A 21,278-nucleotide genomic window follows, 5' to 3' on the forward strand; every position below is an offset into this window, starting at 1 on the left:
ACAACAGCCTCGCCAGCAGCGAGGCGAGCCCTCGGAGTAAAGGTCGTTACGTCTCCTGGCTGGCTCCTACGCGTCGGCTAGCAGTCGAAGCGACGGGCTGGTTGATTCCCCAGAGGATGTTCCAGCCATTTTTAACCGGCCGGTCCCCCTTCCTGCCGACACCCGGGATGGGACTGTGGCGGCTCCTCGCGATCGCGTAGCGTCAAGGCTCACCATCCGACGCACCTCGAGGAGCAACCGTGACGCTGCCGGCCGCAGGCTGGTTCCCGGACCCGCAGGACGCCCGTCGTCTGCGCTGGTGGGACGGTCGCACCTGGGGCGCAGCCACGCGGGTCCCCGCGGCCGCTGCTGACCCGGTCACGCCGATCGTCGTCGCGCCGGTGGGGCCGTCGTTCTCGGTGCAGACCGCCGCGATCCGGACGGACGCGTGGGCATCGGGCACCGCCGGCGACCGTCGACTCTGCGTGTTCACGGTGCTCGCGGTGCTGCTCGCCGTGGTCTCGGTCGTCGCGAACCCCTGGGGCCTGGCGGGGCTGCTCGGCGTGGTGTGCGGCGTCATCGGCATCGTCCGTCCCGAGGCCGTCGGCGGCTGGGCGGTCCTGGCGCGGAGCGCTTCGGCGAGCGCCCTCGTCGTCGCCGTGACGACGACCGTCATCGCCGCGTCGGCCCAGTTCCACCTGTTCTGAGCAGCGGGAGCCGCCCGCCGCTGTCCGCGGCGCTTCGTGAGCAGAAATGGTCGGGTGCGACGGCGCGACCCGACCATTTCTACTCACGAAACGCGCCCGTCGCGCACCCGCACGGCCCATGCACCCGCACGGCCCGCGCTGCCCGCCTACCGCCTCGCCCGCGGGTGCGCCGTCTGGTAGACGTCACGCAGCATGTCCGCCGTGACCATCGTGTAGATCTGCGTCGTGGCGACACTCGCGTGCCCGAGCAACTCCTGCACCACGCGCACATCGGCACCGCCCTCGAGCAGGTGCGTCGCGAACGAGTGCCGGAACGTGTGCGGTGACACGTGCGCCTCCAGGTCGGCGGCAGCAGCGGCGGCCTGGATCACGAGCCAGGCGCTCTGCCGCGACAACCGCGCTCCACGGGCACCGAGGAACAGCGCGGGCGTCGACGGCCCGCGCGCAGCGAACACCGGCCGTGCGCGCACCAGGTAGGCGTCGATCGCGGCCCGGGCGAAGCTGCCGAGTGGCACGATCCGCTGCTTGTTGCCCTTGCCGGTGACCTTCACGACGGAGAGCTCGCCGTCGGCGTCCGACAGCGTCGTCACGTCGTCGACCGACAGCCCCACCGCCTCGGAGATCCGCGCACCGGTGGCGTAGAGCAGCTCGAGCAGGGCCTTGTCCCGCAGCTGGACGGGGTCGTCGGCGTCGACGGACACCGCCCCGAGCAGCCGTTCCATGTCCTCGACGGGGATCGCCTTCGGCAGCCGCATCGGGGCCTTCGGCGGCCGGACGGCGGTGCCGGGGTCGAGCGGCAGCCAGCCCTCCCCCGCGGCGAAGGCGGTGAACGAGCGCACCGAACTGAGCATCCGCGCGATCGACCGCGGTGCGAGCGGACCTTCCGGTCGGGTGGCCAGGTGTGTCACGAACCCCGAGACGTCCGCCCGTGCGAACCGTGCCACGTCCAGCAGCGCGGAGGACCCCCCGGCCCGGTCCGCACCGTCCGACTCGACGACCGGAGCGGCCGCCAACCACGACGTGAACACGGCGAGGTCCCGCCGGTACGCGGACAACGTGTGCTGCGAGAGTCCCCGCTCGATTGCGACGTGCCGCAGGTACGTCTCCGCGGCACGGTCGATGGGCATCACCTCAGCAGGCTAACCGGCGCGGGGCCACCCGCCGTCAGTGCAACGCCTCGTCCGGCGTGCCCACGCGGAACCCGGTGAACGTCACGGTCAGCCCGGCCCGCGACGGCCCGGCGCACAGCAGCCCCGCGGACACGACGGCGTCCGGGTCGAGGTACGCGACCCGCACCAAGCGGGACTCGTCACCCTCGGCCCACGCCCGGATCGTCACGGCGTCACCATCGCGGCTCGCGCGGACGGTCACCACCCGGCCCGCCCACTCCGGCACCGGCGACACCGACCAGTCCGAGAACCCACGCGTCACCACGGCGCCGAGCTGCGGGGTTCCGTCCGAGAACTCCACGCCGGCCTTGATCCAGGTCTGTTCGTCGACGCGCAGGAACACCCCGGCCTGGTCGAACTGCTCGGTGTAGTCGAGCACGAACGACGCCTCGACCGAGAACGGCCCGTCGGTCGGCTGCAGCAGCGCGTGCTCGGAGTCGTGCACGAACCCGTACGAGGTGGTCCGCCAGGCGTCACTGCCCTCGACCGCGGTGACGCGGAACACGTCGCCGTTCAACTGGGCGGCCTCCGGCTCGTGCGTCCACGTCCCCGTGGCGACCAGCTCGCGCAGACCGTCGCCCGCGGACCCGCTCACTTGCCGCGCTGTTCGATGGCCTCGACGGCGAGCGTCGCGACGACGAGGGCCGAGTTGTTGAGCCGACCGCCCAAGATCCCCTCGAGCAGCTCCGCCCGCGGGACCCAGCGCGTCACGATGTCGGCTTCTTCGGCCTCGCGCTCGAAGGCGGACTCGGTCGACCGAACGCCGCGCGCCCGGTAGATCTGGATGAACTCGTCGCTCCCACCCGAGGACGTGTTGTAGCGGACCAGGGGCTCCCATGTGTCGGCCTCGAGGTCGGCCTCCTCGCCCAGCTCGCGCTTCGCGGCCGTCAGGTGGTCCTCGCCCTCCATGTCGAGCAGACCGGCGGGCAGCTCCCAGTCGCGCAGCCGCACCGGGTGTCGGTACTGCTGGATGACCAGGACGCGGCCCTCGTCGTCCTCGGCGTACACGGCGACGGCGCCCGTGTGGTCGATGTACTCGCGGACCATCGAGTCGCCGTTGTACGCGACGGTGTCGCGGCGCACGTCCCAGACGGCGCCCTCGTACACGACGGTGGATTCGGTGACCTCGAAGGAGGCGGACTCGTCAGCGATCGGTGCGTCTGTCACGTCTCCATCCAAGCACGCGCCCCTGACGCGGCGACAGACGGACGGGAGGCGCGGTGCCAGCTGGCACCGCGCCTCCCGTCCGATCGTGGAGACCGGCGCTTACGCGACCTGCTCCTCGGTCTGCGGGTCGAACAGGCTGGACGCCTCGTGGCGCTCGATCGCGGCCGCGACTAGCCCCGCGAACAGCGGGTGCGCATCGGTCGGACGCGAGCGGAGCTCCGGGTGCGCCTGCGTGGCGATGTAGAAGGGGTGCACGTCGCGCGGGAGCTCGACGTACTCCACCAGCGTGCCGTCGGGCGACGTGCCCGAGAAGACGAGGCCGGCGTCCGCGATCTGCTCGCGGTACTTGTTGTTCACCTCGTAGCGGTGACGGTGCCGCTCGGAGGCCTCCGGCGCTCCGTACAGCTCCGCCGCCAGCGAGCCTTCGGTGAACGACGCCGGGTACAGGCCCAGGCGCATCGTGCCGCCCAGGTCGCCGCCGGCGATGATCTCGACCTGCTCCGCCATCGTCGCGATGACCGGGGTCGAGGTCTCCGGGTCGAACTCCGTGCTCGACGCGTCGGTCAGGCCGACCTCGTGGCGGGCGTACTCGATGACCATGCACTGCAGGCCGAGGCACAGACCGAGCGTCGGGATGCCCTGCTCACGCGCGAACTTCAGCGCGCCGAGCTTGCCCTCGATGCCGCGCACGCCGAACCCACCGGGGATGCAGATGCCGTCGACGTCACCGAGCTGCTTCGCCGCACCCTCGGGCGTGGTGCAGTCGTCGGACACGACCCACTTCAGCGTCACCTTGGCGTCGTGCGCGAAGCCGCCGGCACGGAGCGCCTCGGTGACGGACAGGTAGGCGTCCGGCAGGTCGATGTACTTGCCGACCAGGGCGATCGTGACGGCCTTCTTCGGCTCGTGCACGGCCTTCAGCACCGGGGTCCACGCGGTCCAGTCGACCGGACCGGCGTCGAGCTTGAGTGCATCGACGATGACCTGGTCGAGGCCCTGGTTGTTCAGCAGCGTCGGCAGGTCGTAGATCGAGGGGACGTCCACCGCGTTCACAACGGCGTCCTCGTCCACGTCGCACATCAGCGCGATCTTGCGCTTGTTCGACTCCGACACCGGACGGTCCGACCGCAGCACGAGCGCGTCGGGCTGGATGCCGATCGAGCGGAGCGCGGCGACGGAGTGCTGCGTCGGCTTGGTCTTCTGCTCACCCGAGGCGTTCATGAACGGCACGAGCGAGACGTGCACGAAGAACACGTTGTTGCGGCCGAGCTCGTGCCGCACCTGTCGGGCGGACTCGATGAACGGCTGCGACTCGATGTCGCCGACGGTGCCACCGACCTCGGTGATGATGACGTCGGGCTGCGGGTCGTTCTGCGCCTGCTCGCGCATCCGGCGCTTGATCTCGTCGGTGATGTGCGGGATGACCTGCACCGTGTCGCCGAGGTACTCGCCGCGACGCTCCTTGGCGATCACCGTCGAGTACACCTGACCGGTCGTGACGTTCGCGGCCTGCGACAGGTTGATGTCGAGGAAGCGCTCGTAGTGCCCGATGTCGAGGTCCGTCTCCGCACCGTCGTCGGTCACGAAGACCTCGCCGTGCTGGAACGGGTTCATGGTGCCCGGGTCCACGTTGAGGTACGGGTCGAGCTTCTGCATGACGACCTTGAGGCCGCGAGCCGTGAGCAGGTTGCCGAGGCTGGCCGCCGTCAGGCCCTTGCCGAGAGACGAGACGACCCCGCCGGTCACGAAGATCTGCTTCGTCACCTTCGGGGTCGAGTTCGAAGAATTGGTACCGCCGCTGAGAGTGTCCGCCACGGGATTCCATCGTACGTCAGAACTGCCGGGAGGCGCGACCTCGGTTCGCCGTGGGCGTTGCGCGGGTGGGTGGCCGGGTCCTCGGGCCGTGGCCGGGTCCGCGGGCAGCACCCCCTGTGCGATCGTCAGGCCCGCTGGCCGGCCACGTCGAGCAGCTCGCGTGCGTGCTCGATGCCGCTGGCGCTGTCACCGAGTCCGGAGAGCAGCCGTGCCATCTCCTGCAACCGGTCCTCGCCCTCGAGCCGGCGCACGCTCGACGACGTGACGGCACCGCTGGCGTCCTTCACGACGTTGAGGTGGTTGTTCGCGAACGCCGCGACCTGGGCCAGGTGCGTGACGACGATGACCTGCGTGCGCTCGGCGAGCTTCGCCAGCCGTCGGCCGATCTCGATCGCCGCCGCCCCACCGACACCCGCGTCGACCTCGTCGAACACGAACGTCGGCACCGTGGTGCTGCCGGCCATGACGACCTCGATCGCGAGCATCACGCGGGACAGCTCACCGCCGGACGCCCCCTTGCCGATCGGCCGGGGGTCGGTACCGGAGTGCGGCTGGAGCAGGATCGTGACCTGGTCACGACCGTGGCGGCGGTACTCGCCGGCGTCGGTGACCTCGACCACCAGGGTCGCACCACCCATCGCCAGGGTCTTCAGCTCAGCGGTCACACGCTTCGCCAGGTCGGTCGCGGCCTTGGTGCGCGCCGTGGTGAGCGCGGCAGCGGCGGTCTCGAGCGCCTGCTCGTCCTGCTCGACCGACTGCTGCAACGCTGCGATCCGGTCGTCGTCGCCGTCGAGCTCGAGCAGCCGGTCGCTCGCGCGCTGTCCGTAGGCGATGACGTCGTCCACCGTCTCGCCGTACTTCCGGGTGAGGCCGGCAAGCAGGGCACGGCGTTCGTTGATGAGTTCGAGGTCGTGCCCGGCCTCGGGTTCCAGGGAACCGAGGTAGCTCGAGATGCTCGCCGAGGCCTCGGCCGCCTGGATCCCGAGTTCCGTGAGCTGCTCGAGCACCGGCTGCAGGGCGCTGTCCGACGACACGACGCGCTCCACGGCACGGCGTGCGGACTCGACCAGGCCGACGACGTCGGAGACGCCGTCGAGGGACTCGCTGGACAACGCCTCGTGCGCCAGGGCCGCGGACAACCGGAGCTCCTCGAGGTTGCCCAACCGTTCGGCGCGCTCGGCCAGCTCGACGTCCTCGCCGGGCTGCGGGTCGGCGGCCTCGATCTCGTCGGAGGCCGCGCGGATCCGCTCGGCCTCGGCCACCCGGTCGTCCCGGTCGCGGACCAGGACCTCGAGTTCACCGGCGTGCTGCTGCCAGGCGTCGTACGCGGCGACGTACCGGGCGAGTGCCCTCTCGAGCGAGGCTCCCCCGAACCCGTCCAGGGCAGCCCGCTGCGCCGTGGCCGACGTCAGGCGGATCTGGTCCGACTGCCCGTGCACGGTGACGAGCTGGTCGGCGAGCTCGCCGAGCACCGCCACGGGCGCACTGCGACCGCCCACCGTCGCACGGCTGCGCCCCTCGGCGGAGACCGTGCGGGTGAGGATGAGTTCGCCGTCCTCGACGGTGCCGCCGGCGTCCTCGACGCGTTCGGCGACGGCGTCCTGATCGGGGACGTGCCAGCGGCCTTCGACGACGGCGCTCGACGCACCGCGGCGCACCGAACCGGCATCGGCCCGCGCACCGAGCAGCAGCCCGAGCGCCGTGACGATCATGGTCTTGCCCGCACCGGTCTCCCCGGTGACGACGGTGAAGCCCGGCCCGAGTTCGAGCATGGTCTCACCGATGACACCGAGGTCGCGGATCGCGATCTCCTCGATCATCGGTCGTCCTCCGTGCTCATCGGTCGTCCTCGTCGCTCTGGGGGCCGCGCCACCCGGCGACGGGCAGCTGGAACTTCGCGACCAGGCGGTCGGTGAACGGAGCGTCCTTGAGTCGGGCGACCCGCACCGGGTCGGGCGAACGCCGGACCTCGACACGGGCGCCCGGAGGCAGGTCGTGGGTCCGTCGGCCGTCGCACCAGAGCACACCGACGCCGCTCGTGCGCCGCAGGACCTCGATCGCGAGCGTGCAGTCCGGCCCGACGACGATCGGACGGGCGAACAGGGCGTGGGCGCTCAGCGGCACCATGAGCAGCGCGTCGACATCCGGCCACACGATGGGGCCACCACCGGAGAACGAGTACGCCGTGGAGCCGGTCGGGGTCGACACGACCACGCCGTCGCAGCCGAAGGACGACAGCGGGCGGCCGTCGACCTCGGTCACGACCTCGAGCATCCGCTCCCGCGAGGCCTTCTCGATCGTGGCCTCGTTCAGCGCCCAGCTCGAGTAGACGATCTGGTTGCCCACGACCACGTCGACCTGCAGGGTGACGCGTTCCTCGACGTTGTACTCGCCGGACAGCGCGCGCTCGACCGTCTCGGACAGGCCGTCACGCTCGCTCTCGGCCAGGAACCCGACGTGCCCGAGGTTCACCCCGATGAGGGGAGCGCCGGTGTTCCGGACGAGTTCCGCCGCGCGGAGGATCGTGCCGTCGCCACCGAGCACGATGACGATCTCGAGCTGGTTCGGCTGGACGTCGACGCCGAGGATGTCGACCTTGCCGACCGACGCTTCGGCACGACGGATGTCCGCGTACTCGTCGAAGGGCATGACGGGCGTGAGACCGGCCGCGTGCAGGAGGTCGCAGACCTCGACCGCAGCGTCGATCGAGTCACGGCGACCCGTGTGGGACACGAGCAGGATGTGCCGTTCGTCACTCATGAAGACCCTTCCGTGAGTTCGGTCGCCCGGACTCTCCATTCTGTCGGATTGCCCCCGACACCGCGCTGGAAGCGGGCCAGGTACTCGTGGTTGCCGTGCGTCCCGACGATCGGGGACGCGGCGAGCCCACTGGTGCCGAGGCCCAGGTCCCACGCCGCCCACAGCACGTTCATGAGCGCGTCGTTCCGGAGTCCGGCGTCGTGCACGATGCCCTCGCGCACACCGCCACGGCCCACTTCGAACTGGGGCTTCACCAGGAGCACGAACTCGTCCGCGGGGACGGCTTCGGCCAGCGCCGGCAGCACGAGTCGGAGCGAGATGAAGGACAGGTCCCCCACCACCAGGCTCGTCTCGGCGGCGGCACCGTCGAGCGCCAGGTAGTCGGCGCGCGTGAGGTTCCGCGCGTTCGTCCCCTCGACCACGGCCACGCGTTCGTCGAGTGCGATGGTGGGGTGCAGCTGTCCGTGGCCCACGTCGAGCGCGATGACGCGGCGCGCGCCGCGCGCGAGCAGCACCTGGGTGAACCCGCCGGTGCTCGCACCCACGTCGAGCACGACCCGGTCGGCGGGGTCGACGTCGAACGCGTCGAGTGCGCCGACGAGCTTCCGGGCCGCACGCGAGACCCATTCGTCCGCGGCGTCGACCTCGATGTCCGCATCGGATGCGATCGGCGTCGACGGTTTCAGGACGGCACGGCCGCCCACGAGCACCCGGCCGTCCTGGATCAGCTTGCTGGCGACGGTGCGCGACCGTGCGAGCCCGCGTGCAGCGAGGAGGGCGTCGAGGCGGACCGGGGTCGCGTCGTGCACGGCTCCGTCCGGCTCAGGCACTCGCGGAGCCGCCGCTCTCGAGCCGCGTCCGCAGCTCGTCGTGCAGGGCGGAGAAAGCGTCGGCACGGTCGGCGAGCGGCAGGGCCTCGGCCTCGGCTGTACGCGCGGCGAAGTCGTCCTGCTGCTCGGGATCGGCGGACGGCTGCTCGGGGTTCGGCACGTCCGACACGCTACTCGCCGCCGTACAGCTGCGGGTCCACGTCGAGGCCGTAGATGGCCAACCCGGATTCCCAGATGAGCGTCGAGCCGGCACGGAGCCGATCGATGTCGGTCCCGGCATCGAGCACCCGGACGACGTGCCCGCGCATGGCCACCGTCGAGGTGCCGACGGTCATGTACCTGGTGCCGTCCTCGTCCTCGCGCCGCACCGTTTCCGGATACGGCTGGGACAGCCCCCGGAGATCTTCGAGCACGTAGGTGGGACGCGAGCGCTGGTCGGCCGCGAGCACCTGCTTCGCCTTGTCGATGCCGGTGAGCACGAGCACGCTCGGGATCCCGGCGTCGTTCGCGCCCTTGATGTCGGTGTCCAACCGGTCCCCGATAAACAGGGTGCGACCGCCGCCGAAGCGCTCGACCGCTGTGTCGAAGATCGGCCGCTCGGGCTTGCCGGCGACCACGGGCATCCGGCCGACCGCCTGGTGCACGGCGGACACGAGTGTGCCGTTGCCGGGCGCGATGCCCCGCTCGACCGGGATCGACCAGTCCATGTTCGTGGCCACCCACGGCACGTCCGGGTCGGCCAGTGCGAACGAGGCCTCGGCCAGTTCCTTCCAACCGAGGTCCGGCGAGAAGCCCTGGATGACCGCGGCCGGGGAGTCCTCGGCACTCGAGGTGACCGTGAACCCGGCTGCCTCGACGATGCTCGACAGGCCGAGCCCGCCGGTGACCAGGACGGTCGACCCGGCCGGCACCAGGGTCGCGAGCAGCTGGACGCCGGCCTGCGACGAGGTGACGACGTCACCCTCGGACACCTCGAGCCCGTACCGCTCGAGGTGCTCTGCTACGTCGATCGGGCGGCGCGACGCGTTGTTCGTGATGTAGCCGACCCGCGCCGTGAGCGATGCCCGGGTGAGGGCCTCGACCGCGTGCGGGATGGCGTTGCGGCCGCGGTAGACGACGCCGTCGAGGTCGGTAAGGACCACGTCGACACCGTCGGTCAAGGCCGCAGACTGATCAGTCGGCTGCGGAGCCGTCGACGTCGCGGGGGTTGTCGTCGTCGATCTCGCCGGGCTCGTCGGCTGCGGAGGTGTCGTCGTCGAGGTCGTCGAGGGCGGGTTCGTCGTCGAGGTCGTCGGCGGAACCGTCGTCGCCGTCGAGTTCGTCGGTCGCGACGTCGTCGGCTCCGAGGTCATCGGCGTCGTCGTCTCCGGCGTCTCCGTGTTCTTCGACTTCGAGCGTTTCCTCGACCACATCAACTGTCTCCCAAGCGTTGTCGTCCGCGATTTCGGCGAGGGCCGCTGCCGCGCGGTCCACACGGGCCCACCACTCGTCGGCCTCGTCCTGTCGACCGAGCTCCTCGAGCGTGGCCGCGTAAGCACTGTAGAGCGCCGGGGACCACGTGTAGGCGGTGGACGGGTCGAGCTGTGGAATCTCCAGCTCACCGAGGGCGGCTGTGGGGTTCCCGAGGTCGAGACGAGCGCCGGACATGGCGATCGCGAGCTCGACCTGCACCGGGGTGTCGAGGGCCGAGCGCTCGACCGAGCGACCGAGCTCCAGTGCCCGCTCCGGACGGCCCAGGCCACGCTCGCAGTCCACCATCATCGGCAGCTGGTCGTTGCGACCGGAGATCCGACGGTAGGTGCGGAGCTCCCGGAGCGCGGTGGCGAAGTCGCCGAGGCGGTACGCGGTGATCGCGGCCGTCTCCCGGACGACACCGACACGACCCGCACGACGAGCAGCGCTCAGGGCGTGCTGGTTGGCCGTCTCGGGGTCGTCGTCGACGAAGAGCGCCGCTGCCACGAGGTGACGCGCAACCCAGTCGGCGTTGTCCTTGCTGAGGGTCTTCAGCTCCATCCGGGCCGCAGGGTCGAGGTCGCGCGCCTGGATCTCCTCGGGGATCTCGGGGTCGTCGTGGCGCGGACGGATCGACTTCGTGCCGTAGGGGTCGCGGTCTTCCCAGTCGTCGCGCGCGGCCTCACCGAAACGGGCGCCGGCGTGACGGCTGCCGTCACCGAAACGACGACGGTCCTCACCGCCGTCGCGGGCCGGGCGGTCTGACGAACCGCCGCGGAACGGACGGTCGGACGAACCACCACGGGCCGGACGATCGGAGGATCCACCGCGGTACGGGCGGTCCCCGTCACGAGCGGGACGGTCCGAGCCACCGCGGTACGGGCGGTCGCCATCTCGGGCGGGACGGTCCGAGCCACCGCGGTACGGGCGGTCGCCATCTCGAGCGGGACGATCCGAACCACCACGGTACGGACGGTCGCCATCTCGGGCGGGACGGTCCGAGGAGCCGCCACGGTACGGACGGTCACCGTCCCGAGCCGGGCGGTCAGAGCCACCACGGAATGAACGGTCGCCATCACGCCGCGGACGGTCCGACGAACCGCCACGGTACGGGCGGTCGCCATCACGAGCGGGACGGTCCGACGATCCGCCACGGTACGGACGGTCGCCGTCACGAGCGGGACGGTCCGAACCACCGCGGTACGGGCGGTCGCCATCACGGCGCGGACGGTCCGAGCCGCCCTGGAACGGGCGGTCACCGTCACGACGCGGACGATCGGAGCTCCCGCCACGGAACGGACGGTCACCGTCACGAGCCGGACGGTCGGAGCCACCACGGAACGGACGATCGCCATCGCGCCGCGGACGATCGGCACCGCGCGGACCATCGCCGCGCGGCGGCCGGCCGGAGTCACCACGGTCGCCCTGCCACGACGGACGGTCGTTCCGGTCGCCGGAACGGAACGGACGGTCGCCGTCGCGACGCGGAGCGCTGTCCCGTCGAGGCACGCCGTCACGGAACGGACGGTCTCCACCCTGCGGACGATCGCGACGGTCGCCTTCGCGGCGCTCGAATTCGCGAGGACCGGACGACCAACGACCATCACTCTGGCCGTCCCGACGCGGAGCGCCGTCGCGACGCGGGAACCGGTCGCCGTCCCGCCGGGGTCGATCTCCGCGGTCCCCGTCGTTCCGCCGCTGATCGTCGTCGTTCGCCACCGTTGCTCCTCATCGCGTGCCCGGTGCAGTGCCTCGGGCGTTCGTCCGCTGTGTCGTTGTGTTGGGTGCCGCGTCGGTCACCCGACGTCGGCCTCCAGTCCATCACGAACCAGAGCCGGCGTCGAGCGAACGGCGGCGAAAACAGAAATGGCCACCGGCCCCGACCGAGAACGAGGGTTTCCCCTGCGAATTCTCGATGGAGGGCCGATGGCCACATCTTTCATACGTTAAGTCCGGCGGCGTCCTACTCTCCCACAAGGTCCCCCTTGCAGTACCATCGGCGCTGAGAGGCTTAGCTTCCGGGTTCGGAATGTGACCGGGCGTTTCCCTCTCGCTATGACCACCGGAACACTCTCGACCAGATCATGCATTTGGTCTCAAAGCTGTCCCAGCTACCATCTCCCGTGAAGAAGACAGAGCGGTGTATTCAGTTTCGATTCCCGATCGTCTGTCGGGAACCACAAAGTGGACGCGAGCCCGTGCAACAAGTGCACGGAAATCAGTGTGTTATCAAGTCTTCGGCTTATTAGTACCGGTCAGCTCCACGGGTCGTTAGTCCCCGCTTCCACATCCGGCCTATCAACCCAGTAGTCTGCTGGGAGCCTCTCACACTCAAGGTGCATGGAAATCTCATCTCGAAGACGGCTTCCCGCTTAGATGCTTTCAGCGGTTATCCGGTCCGAACGTAGCTAATCAGCGGTGCCCTTGGCAGAACAACTGACACACCAGAGGTTCGTCCATCCCGGTCCTCTCGTACTAGGGATAGATCTTCTCAAATTTCCAACGCGCGCAGCGGATAGGGACCGAACTGTCTCACGACGTTCTAAACCCAGCTCGCGTACCGCTTTAATGGGCGAACAGCCCAACCCTTGGGACCTACTCCAGCCCCAGGATGCGACGAGCCGACATCGAGGTGCCAAACCATGCCGTCGATATGGACTCTTGGGCAAGATCAGCCTGTTATCCCCGAGGTACCTTTTATCCGTTGAGCGACAGCGCTTCCACAAGCCACTGCCGGATCACTAGTCCCGACTTTCGTCCCTGCTCGACCTGTCAGTCTCACAGTCAAGCTCCCTTGTGCACTTACACTCGCCACCTGATTGCCAACCAGGTTGAGGGAACCTTTGGGCGCCTCCGTTACTCTTTGGGAGGCAACCGCCCCAGTTAAACTACCCATCAGGCACTGTCCATGAACCCGATCAGGGTCCTACGTTAGACATCCAAAGTGACCAGAGTGGTATTTCAACAATGACTCCACGAACACTAGCGTGCCCGCTTCACAGTCTCCCACCTATCCTACACAAGCCACTCCGAACACCAATACCAAACTGTAGTAAAGGTCACGGGGTCTTTCCGTCCTGCTGCGCGTAACGAGCATCTTTACTCGTAGTGCAATTTCGCCGAGTTCGCGGTTGAGACAGCTGGGAAGTCGTTACGCCATTCGTGCAGGTCGGAACTTACCCGACAAGGAATTTCGCTACCTTAGGATGGTTATAGTTACCACCGCCGTTTACTGGGGCTTAAATTCAGAGCTTCGCCCAAAGGCTAACCCTTCCTCTTAACCTTCCAGCACCGGGCAGGCGTCAGTCCGTATACATCGTCTTGCGACTTCGCACGGACCTGTGTTTTTAGTAAACAGTCGCTTCCCACTGGTCTCTGCGGCCTTCAACGCTCACGGAGTAAATCCGGTCACGTGTCCGGCCCCCCTTCTCCCGAAGTTACGGGGGCATTTTGCCGAGTTCCTTAACCACGATTCTCTCGATCTCCTTGGTATTCTCTACCTGACCACCTGAGTCGGTTTCGGGTACGGGCGGCTGCAACCTCGCGTCGATGCTTTTCTCGGCAGCATAGGATCACTGATTTCCCCTTACGGGTACGCGTCGGATCTCAGGCACACAGACGACGGATTTGCCTATCGTCAGCCCTACATCCTTACACCAGGTTCACCTTACGGATACCATCGCCTGGCTCAGCTACCTTCCTGCGTCACACCTGTTCATACGCTAACCGCACCAGCATGGGGTCGAGCGTTAGACCGGCCACCATCACCCCGAAGGGATCCGGTTGTACCGGGTTAGGACTCTTAGCACCACTGGATTAGCTTGGGCGGTTGTTCGCCGGTACGGGAATATCAACCCGTTGTCCATCGACTACGCCTGTCGGCCTCGCCTTAGGTCCCGACTTACCCAGGGCGGATTAACCTGGCCCTGGAACCCTTGGTCTTTCGGAGGACGGGTTTCTCACCCGTCTTTCGCTACTCATGCCTGCATTCTCACTCGTGTAGCGTCCACGGCTGGATCACTCCGCCGCTTCACTCGCCACACGACGCTCTCCTACCACTCCGCACGACTGAACCACGAAGGCTTGTCTATAGTGCGAAATCTACAACTTCGGTGGTGTGCTTGAGCCCCGTTACATTGTCGGCGCGGAATCACTTGACCAGTGAGCTATTACGCACTCTTTCAAGGGTGGCTGCTTCTAAGCCAACCTCCTGGTTGTCTGTGCAACTCCACATCCTTTCCCACTTAGCACACGCTTAGGGACCTTAGTTGGTAGTCTGGGTTGTTTCCCTCTCGACGATGAAGCTTATCCCCCACCGTCTCACTGCTGCGCTCTCACTCACCGGCATTCGGAGTTTGGCTGACGTCAGTAACCTGTTGAGGCCCATCGGCCATCCAGTAGCTCTACCTCCGGCGAGAAACACGCAACGCTGCACCTAAATGCATTTCGGAGAGAACCAGCTATCACGAAGTTTGATTGGCCTTTCACCCCTATCCACAGCTCATCCCCTCCATTTTCAACTGAAGTGGGTTCGGTCCTCCACGACGTCTTACCGTCGCTTCAACCTGGCCATGGATAGATCACTTCGCTTCGGGTCTAGAACATGCGACTCAAACGCCCTATTCAGACTCGCTTTCGCTACGGCTGCCCCTCACGGGTTAACCTCGCCACATATCACTAACTCGCAGGCTCATTCTTCAAAAGGCACGCCGTCACCCCTACTAAGGAGGCTCCGACGGTTTGTAAGCAAACGGTTTCAGGTACTATTTCACTCCCCTCCCGGGGTACTTTTCACCTTTCCCTCACGGTACTTGTCCGCTATCGGTCATCTGGGAGTATTTAGGCTTATCAGGTGGTCCTGACAGATTCACACGGGATTTCTCGGGCCCCGTGCTACTTGGGATACACATCCGGCCATAACACCATTTCGTCTACGGGGCTGGCACCCACTACGGCCCGGCTTTCAAACCGGTTCGACTATGATGCGCTGTAACCGTCCCAGTCCGGCAGAACTGAGTGACGTGTCCCACAACCCCGACCATGCAACGCCCGCCGGCTATCACACATGATCGGTTTAGCCTCATCCGCTTTCGCTCGCCACTACTCACGGAATCACATGTTGTTTTCTCTTCCTGTGGGTACTGAGATGTTTCACTTCCCCACGTTCCCTCTACCCGCCCTATATATTCAGGCGGGAGTCACCAGGTCGCAAAACGCCTGGCGGGGTTTCCCCATTCGGAAATCCTCGGATCGAGGCTCGATTATCAGCTCCCCGAGGCTTATCGCAGATTTCTACGTCCTTCATCGGCTCCAGATGCCAAGGCATCCACCGTTTGCTCTTAGAAACTTGACCACAAAGATTAAAATTGCGATCCAACGTCACCAATCAACAACCTAAAAGTCTGATCATGGATGACGCGAATCAAAGATGCTCGCGTCCACTGTGTAGTTCTCAACATACGATCGGCACCAGCACTCCCCCACCACAACGGTAGGTTCACCCTGGCCCGAAGAAGGACCCGTAGGCCCAACCCCCACCACCACTCACGTGACGACAGGAAGCCTGGTCCCTCAGGACCCAACAACGTGCACCAGCCAGCAGCTCCACCCCGACCCGTCCCAACCCTGCAAGCAGAGCGTACTGAGGTCGGAAGCATCACTCCCAACTGCACTGTCAATGTTCCACCCATGAGCTACCCGTCGGACACGTTCGGTCCGAATCAGGCGCCTGGACCATGCGTGCCCCGATAAGGGACAACACGAGGCCAGATGCTCCTTAGAAAGGAGGTGATCCAGCCGCACCTTCCGGTACGGCTACCTTGTTACGACTTAGTCCTAATCACCGATCCCACCTTCGACGGCTCCTTCCACAAGGGTTAGGCCACCGGCTTCGGGTGTTACCGACTTTCATGACTTGACGGGCGGTGTGTACAAGGCCCGGGAACGTATTCACCGCAGCGTTGCTGATCTGCGATTACTAGCGACTCCGACTTCATGAGGTCGAGTTGCAGACCTCAATCCGAACTGAGACCGGCTTTTTGGGATTCGCTCCACCTTACGGTATCGCAGCCCTTTGTACCGGCCATTGTAGCATGCGTGAAGCCCAAGACATAAGGGGCATGATGATTTGACGTCATCCCCACCTTCCTCCGAGTTGACCCCGGCAGTCTCCTATGAGTCCCCGGCATAACCCGCTGGCAACATAGAACGAGGGTTGCGCTCGTTGCGGGACTTAACCCAACATCTCACGACACGAGCTGACGACAACCATGCACCACCTGTACACCGACCACAAGGGGGCGACCATCTCTGGCCGTTTCCGGTGTATGTCAAGCCTTGGTAAGGTTCTTCGCGTTGCATCGAATTAATCCGCATGCTCCGCCGCTTGTGCGGGCCCCCGTCAATTCCTTTGAGTTTTAGCCTTGCGGCCGTACTCCCCAGGCGGGGCGCTTAATGCGTTAGCTACGACACAGAAACCGTGGAAAGGTCCCTACATCTAGCGCCCAACGTTTACGGCATGGACTACCAGGGTATCTAATCCTGTTCGCTCCCCATGCTTTCGCTCCTCAGCGTCAGTTACGGCCCAGAGATCTGCCTTCGCCATCGGTGTTCCTCCTGATATCTGCGCATTCCACCGCTACACCAGGAATTCCAATCTCCCCTACCGCACTCTAGTCTGCCCGTACCCACTGCAAGCCCGAGGTTGAGCCTCGGGATTTCACAGCAGACGCGACAAACCGCCTACGAGCTCTTTACGCCCAATAATTCCGGACAACGCTTGCACCCTACGTATTACCGCGGCTGCTGGCACGTAGTTAGCCGGTGCTTTTTCTGCAGGTACCGTCACTTTCGCTTCTTCCCTACTAAAAGAGGTTTACAACCCGAAGGCCGTCATCCCTCACGCGGCGTTGCTGCATCAGGCTTTCGCCCATTGTGCAATATTCCCCACTGCTGCCTCCCGTAGGAGTCTGGGCCGTGTCTCAGTCCCAGTGTGGCCGGTCACCCTCTCAGGCCGGCTACCCGTCGTCGCCTTGGTGAGCCATTACCTCACCAACAAGCTGATAGGCCGCGAGTCCATCCCCAACCAAAAAATCTTTCCACCACCAGACCATGCGGCCAGTGATCATATCCAGTATTAGACGTCGTTTCCAACGCTTATCCCAGAGTCAGGGGCAGGTTACTCACGTGTTACTCACCCGTTCGCCACTAATCCACCCAGCAAGCTGGGCATCATCGTTCGACTTGCATGTGTTAAGCACGCCGCCAGCGTTCGTCCTGAGCCAGGATCAAACTCTCCGTAAAAAAATACAGACCCAACACCCGAAGGCATCAGACCGAGTTGATTCTGACTGTTGACTGTCTACTGACAATCTTCAATCCAAAAGGAATTGCTTCATGACCCAGTCAGCAAGCCGACCAGGCACGAGGTCAATCAATAAATTGGCATTGACAATGTGCACGCTGTTGAGTTCTCAAGGACCAGACGCACTTGCTCCTCGGCTCGAGTTCGAGCTTCAGCCACAAGGCTTGTGTTCTTGGCTTGCCACCGGTTGTTCGTCGGACCCGGAGGTCCAGTGGCTCATCCCGAGGGGAGAGAACCGGTGGGCTTGTCATCCTAGGCGTCGAAGCGATCCGGCGCAAGGCCCGATCTGAACTTCAGTGGAGGATGGTCCCGCTTGAGGGCCGACGTGCTCTGGGCTTTCGCTCCAGCCGCTCCGCCGCACCTTTGGGGTGACGAGTAAGAACTATACGCAGCCCTGAGCGAGTGCGCCAAGCCAGCTCCCATCCCGGGCGTGTCGCGTTGTGCAACACACGTCGCCCGGACGCAGCGATGCCCGGTTCCACAGGGGAACCGGGCATCGCAGGGGGTCGAGCAACCGGGGTCAGGCGAGGGTCACGCCGGCGAGGGTCTTCTTGCCACGACGCAGCACGAGCACTCCCCCGGGCAGGGCGAGGTCGGACAGCGGGGCGGCCGGGTCTTCGGCCCTGACGTTGTTCACGTAGACGCCGCCCTGGTCGATCGCGCGGCGGGCCTCGCCGAGGGACTTCACGAGTTCGGTCTCCACGAGTGCGCGTGCGACGTCCGCTCCGGAGTCGAGCGTGACCGTGCCCGGCAGCGCGGCGATCGCCGACCGCAGGGTCTCCGGGTCGAGCGCGCCGAGCTCGCCGTTGCCGAACAGCGCGGCCGCGGCATCGATCGCCGCCTGGGTCGCCGCCACCCCGTGCACGATCGAGGTCACCTCGAACGCCAGGGTCCGCTGGGCCTCTCGTCGGAAGGGTTCGTCGGCGACGGCCTGCTCGAGTCGTTCGATCTCGGCACGCGTCAGGAACGTGAACTGCCGCAGTCGGGCGATGACGTCGGCGTCCGCGGTGTTGAGCCAGAACTGGTACAGCGCGTAGGGCGAGGTCATCTCGGCATCGAGCCAGATCGCGTTGCCCTCGCTCTTGCCGAACTTCGTGCCGTCGGAGTTCGTGATGAGCGGGGTCCCGAGGGCGTGCACCGTGGCCCCTTCGGCACGACGGATGAGCTCGGTCCCGGAGGTCAGGTTGCCCCACTGGTCCGAGCCGCCGGTCTGCAGCGTGCACCCGTACTGGCGCCAGAGCTCGCGGTAGTCGAGCCCCTGCAGGATCTGGTAGCTGAACTCGGTGTAGCTGATCCCCGCATCGGAGTTCAACCGCGCGGCCACCGCGTCCTTCTTGAGCATCGAGTTGACGCGGAAGTACTTGCCGACGTCACGCAGGAAGTCGATCGCGGACAACGGTGCGGTCCAGTCGAGGTTGTTCACCAGGCGGACGCCGTTGTCGCCGTCCGGACTGAGGAACCGGGACACCTGTGCCTGCAGCCGGGACACCCACTCCGCCACGGTCTCCGGGGTGTTCAGCGTCCGCTCGGCCGTGGGACGGGGATCGCCGATGAGACCGGTCGACCCACCCACCAACGCGAGTGGCTTGTGCCCGGCGAGCTGCAGCCGGCGCATGGTCAGGAGCTGCAGCAGGTTGCCGCAGTGCAGCGACGGCGCCGTCGGGTCGAAGCCGCAGTAGTACGTGATCGGCTCACCGTCGAGGGCCTCTTGCAGCGCGGTCTCGTCGGTCGAGACCTGCACCAGACCGCGCCACTGGAGTTCGTCCCACACCGAGTCGAAGGCGGGATCGTTCTGCTGGCGCGTCAGGACGTCTTGAGCGGTATCACTGGACACTCCGCCATCGTAGCGGCGACGGACGTCCGGCAGGCGCGGCGGCCGGGAGGCCCGGGGCCGGGTTCACGAGTCGAGGGCGCCCTTGTGCCGTCGGTACGTCGAGACCGTGGGGTCACCCGTCAGCCAGAAGCGCCAGGGGTACCGCACCCCGCCGGCGATGCCGCCGACGCCGGTGCGCGGGCCGCGGGAGATCCGCGGGACCGCAGCGCCCGCGGGCGGACCGGCCAGGGTCTCGGACAGGAGCTCGTCGACCACGTGGGCCGGTCCGGCGGAGGCGAGCCGGGCCTCCAGGCCGGGTGCCAGGGTGAGCACGAACGGACCGGACCCGTCGAGGAGCGACGTGCCGTCGTCCTGCCCGAGGACCGCTCCGAGCGCACCACCGAGGTTGCCGGGACCGCGTGCCAACGCGACGTCCGCGACCGTCGACCCGCGACGCGCTCGCGCGACGTCCAGTCCCTCGACGACCTCGGCACCGCGCAGCAGCGAGCCCGACGAGGTTCCGGCCGGCCCGCTCACGACGTTGACGCAGGTGTGGATGCCGTACGAGCGGTAGGCGTACAGGGTGCCGGGCGGACCGAAGAGGTGGCGGTTGCGCGCCGTCATCCCCCGGTGTCCGTGTGAGCCGGGGTCGGTGGGGCCGGAGTAGGCCTCGACCTCGGTGATGCGGAGCGCCACGCCGCGCCCCGCGATCGTCGCACCGAGCAGGGCCGGCGCGATGATCGGGGCGGGCTCGGCGAGCAGCGCGGCGATCCCCGGGGTCATCGCGAGAAGGGTGCGCCCTCGGCCAGGTCGCGGACGCGGCGGGTGACGGACGCGAGCTGCTCGGCGACCCGGTCGGGTGCGGTGCCGCCGACGCCGGAGCGCGATGCGACGCTGCCCTCGATGGTCAGGACGGAACGGACGTCGGGCGTGAGGTGCTCGGACACCGACCGGTACTCGTCGTCGGTCGGCTCGTCGAGCTCGATGCCGCGCTCCTCGCAGTACCGGACGAGCGCGCCGGAGACCTCGTGCGCATCCCGGAACGGGACGCCCTGACGGACCAGCCACTCGGCGACGTCCGTCGCGAGCGAGAAGCCCTGCGGTGCGAGCTCGGCCATCCGGTCGGTGTCGAAGGTCAGGGTCGCGATCATGCCGGTGAACGCGGGCAACAGGACCTCGAGCGTGGCGACGGAGTCGAAGACCGGCTCCTTGTCCTCCTGCAGGTCGCGGTTGTACGCCAGCGGCAGTCCCTTGAGGGTCGCGAGGAGCCCGGTCAGGTTGCCGATCAGGCGCCCCGACTTGCCCCGGGCGAGCTCGGCGATGTCCGGGTTCTTCTTCTGCGGCATGATGCTCGAGCCGGTCGAGAACGCGTCGTGGAGCCGGACGAAGCCGAACTCCTTCGTGTTCCAGAGGATGACCTCTTCCGACAGGCGCGAGACGTCGATGCCGATCTGCGCGAGGACGAACGCGAACTCGGCGACGACGTCACGGGCTGCCGTGGCGTCGATCGAGTTGTCCGCCGGACGGTCGAAGCCGAGCTCCGCGGCGATCGCGGCGGGATCGAGGCCGAGGGAACTGCCCGCCAGCGCACCCGCACCGTACGGGCTGACGCTCGCGCGGCCGGCCCAGTCGCGGAGGCGCTCGAGGTCGCGGACGAGCGGCCAGGCGTGCGCGAGCAGGTGGTGGGCCAGGAGCACCGGCTGTGCGTGCTGCAGGTGCGTGCGCCCCGGCATGATCGCGGCCGGGTGCTCGGTCGCCTGCTGGGTGATCGCGTCGACGAGGTCGATGACGAGTCGGCCGATGCGCCGCCCGTGGTCGAGCATGTGCATGCGGCCGAGGGTGGCGATCTGGTCGTTGCGGCTCCGACCGGCACGGAGCTTGCCGCCGAGCTCGGGACCGAGGTCGGCGATGAGCAGGCGTTCGAGGGCGCCGTGGACGTCCTCGTCGGAGTCGTCGGGCTGCAGTGTGCCGTCGACGTGCGCCGCTTCGAGCCGGTCGAGGCCGGCGAGCATGCGTTCGAGCTCGTCGGCGGTCAGGTAGCCCGCGGTGTGCAGCGCTCGGGCGTGGGCACGGGACCCCGCGATGTCGTAGGGCGCGAGTTGCCAGTCGAAGTGCGTCGACTTCGAGAGCGCGGCGAGGGCCGCACTCGGGCCGTCGGCGAAGCGGCCGCCCCAGAGGGCACCGGTGTTGGTGGCGTCGGTCTTCTCGTCGGTCATGTCGTCC

14 protein-coding genes and 3 rRNA genes are annotated in these 21,278 nt (G+C 67.0%); 1 reads left to right on the forward strand and 16 read right to left on the reverse strand.

The window, feature by feature from the left end:
• The first annotated feature begins 239 nt into the window (after window positions 1-239).
• Window positions 240-686, forward strand: a complete 447-nt coding sequence (locus ABRP24_RS00865; protein WP_349849995.1) for a DUF2510 domain-containing protein — start codon at window positions 240-242, stop codon at window positions 684-686.
• Window positions 687-832: 146 nt separating this feature from the next.
• Here ABRP24_RS00865 and ABRP24_RS00870 read toward each other — a convergent pair whose 3' ends face one another.
• From ABRP24_RS00870 to argH, 16 genes are all read right to left on the reverse strand, one after another.
• Window positions 833-1,813 carry a site-specific tyrosine recombinase XerD gene (locus ABRP24_RS00870; RefSeq protein ID WP_349849993.1) on the reverse strand — a complete coding sequence of 327 codons (981 nt, stop codon included), beginning with the start codon at window positions 1,811-1,813 and terminating at the stop codon, window positions 833-835.
• 37 nt (window positions 1,814-1,850) lie between these two features.
• Entirely contained in the window at window positions 1,851-2,450 is a 600-nt protein-coding gene (locus ABRP24_RS00875) for a DUF1349 domain-containing protein (protein ID WP_349849992.1), read from the reverse strand.
• Window positions 2,447-3,022, reverse strand: a complete 576-nt coding sequence (locus ABRP24_RS00880) for an NUDIX hydrolase (protein ID WP_071245128.1) — start codon at window positions 3,020-3,022, stop codon at window positions 2,447-2,449. The genes ABRP24_RS00875 and ABRP24_RS00880 overlap by 4 nt, the downstream gene beginning before the upstream one ends.
• A 99-nt stretch (window positions 3,023-3,121) precedes the next feature.
• A complete protein-coding gene (locus ABRP24_RS00885) occupies window positions 3,122-4,837 on the reverse strand; it encodes a CTP synthase (RefSeq protein ID WP_111057956.1) in 1,716 nt (571 codons plus the stop codon).
• A gap of 125 nt (window positions 4,838-4,962) precedes the next feature.
• The gene (recN, locus tag ABRP24_RS00890) at window positions 4,963-6,657 is read right to left on the reverse strand and encodes a DNA repair protein RecN (RefSeq protein ID WP_349849990.1); all 1,695 of its coding nucleotides are present in this window, start codon (window positions 6,655-6,657) and stop codon (window positions 4,963-4,965) included.
• A gap of 16 nt (window positions 6,658-6,673) precedes the next feature.
• Complete coding sequence (locus ABRP24_RS00895) at window positions 6,674-7,597, reverse strand: NAD kinase (protein ID WP_071245131.1); 924 nt, start codon at window positions 7,595-7,597, stop codon at window positions 6,674-6,676.
• Complete coding sequence (locus ABRP24_RS00900; protein WP_349849988.1) at window positions 7,594-8,427, reverse strand: TlyA family RNA methyltransferase; 834 nt, start codon at window positions 8,425-8,427, stop codon at window positions 7,594-7,596. Before ABRP24_RS00900 ends, ABRP24_RS00895 begins: the two co-directional genes overlap by 4 nt.
• Window positions 8,420-8,587, reverse strand: a complete 168-nt coding sequence (locus ABRP24_RS00905) for a hypothetical protein (protein ID WP_175474972.1) — start codon at window positions 8,585-8,587, stop codon at window positions 8,420-8,422. The genes ABRP24_RS00900 and ABRP24_RS00905 overlap by 8 nt, the downstream gene beginning before the upstream one ends.
• Before the next feature lie 10 nt (window positions 8,588-8,597).
• Complete coding sequence (locus tag ABRP24_RS00910; protein WP_349849986.1) at window positions 8,598-9,569, reverse strand: HAD-IIA family hydrolase; 972 nt, start codon at window positions 9,567-9,569, stop codon at window positions 8,598-8,600.
• A gap of 31 nt (window positions 9,570-9,600) precedes the next feature.
• Window positions 9,601-10,440, reverse strand: a complete 840-nt coding sequence (locus ABRP24_RS00915) for a hypothetical protein (RefSeq protein ID WP_349849984.1) — start codon at window positions 10,438-10,440, stop codon at window positions 9,601-9,603.
• 1,389 nt (window positions 10,441-11,829) lie between these two features.
• Window positions 11,830-11,946: ribosomal RNA gene (rrf, locus tag ABRP24_RS00920) — 5S ribosomal RNA — on the reverse strand.
• Between the two features lie 158 nt (window positions 11,947-12,104).
• A 23S ribosomal RNA gene (locus tag ABRP24_RS00925) occupies window positions 12,105-15,232 on the reverse strand.
• Window positions 15,233-15,659: 427 nt separating this feature from the next.
• A 16S ribosomal RNA gene (locus ABRP24_RS00930) occupies window positions 15,660-17,181 on the reverse strand.
• The 16S, 23S and 5S rRNA genes sit together here, the layout of an rRNA operon.
• A 581-nt stretch (window positions 17,182-17,762) precedes the next feature.
• Window positions 17,763-19,076, reverse strand: a complete 1,314-nt coding sequence (gene tyrS, locus ABRP24_RS00935; protein ID WP_349847788.1) for a tyrosine--tRNA ligase — start codon at window positions 19,074-19,076, stop codon at window positions 17,763-17,765.
• Window positions 19,077-19,139: 63 nt separating this feature from the next.
• Entirely contained in the window at window positions 19,140-19,838 is a 699-nt protein-coding gene (locus ABRP24_RS00940; protein ID WP_176709398.1) for a DNA-3-methyladenine glycosylase, read from the reverse strand.
• The gene (gene argH / locus ABRP24_RS00945; RefSeq protein WP_027466542.1) at window positions 19,835-21,271 is read right to left on the reverse strand and encodes an argininosuccinate lyase; all 1,437 of its coding nucleotides are present in this window, start codon (window positions 21,269-21,271) and stop codon (window positions 19,835-19,837) included. Before argH ends, ABRP24_RS00940 begins: the two co-directional genes overlap by 4 nt.
• Window positions 21,272-21,278 lie beyond the last annotated feature (7 nt).

Origin of the sequence: Curtobacterium sp. WHRI 8282 (assembly GCF_040223925.2) — a bacterium.
Taxonomy (GTDB): Bacteria; Actinomycetota; Actinomycetes; order Actinomycetales; family Microbacteriaceae; genus Curtobacterium; species Curtobacterium flaccumfaciens.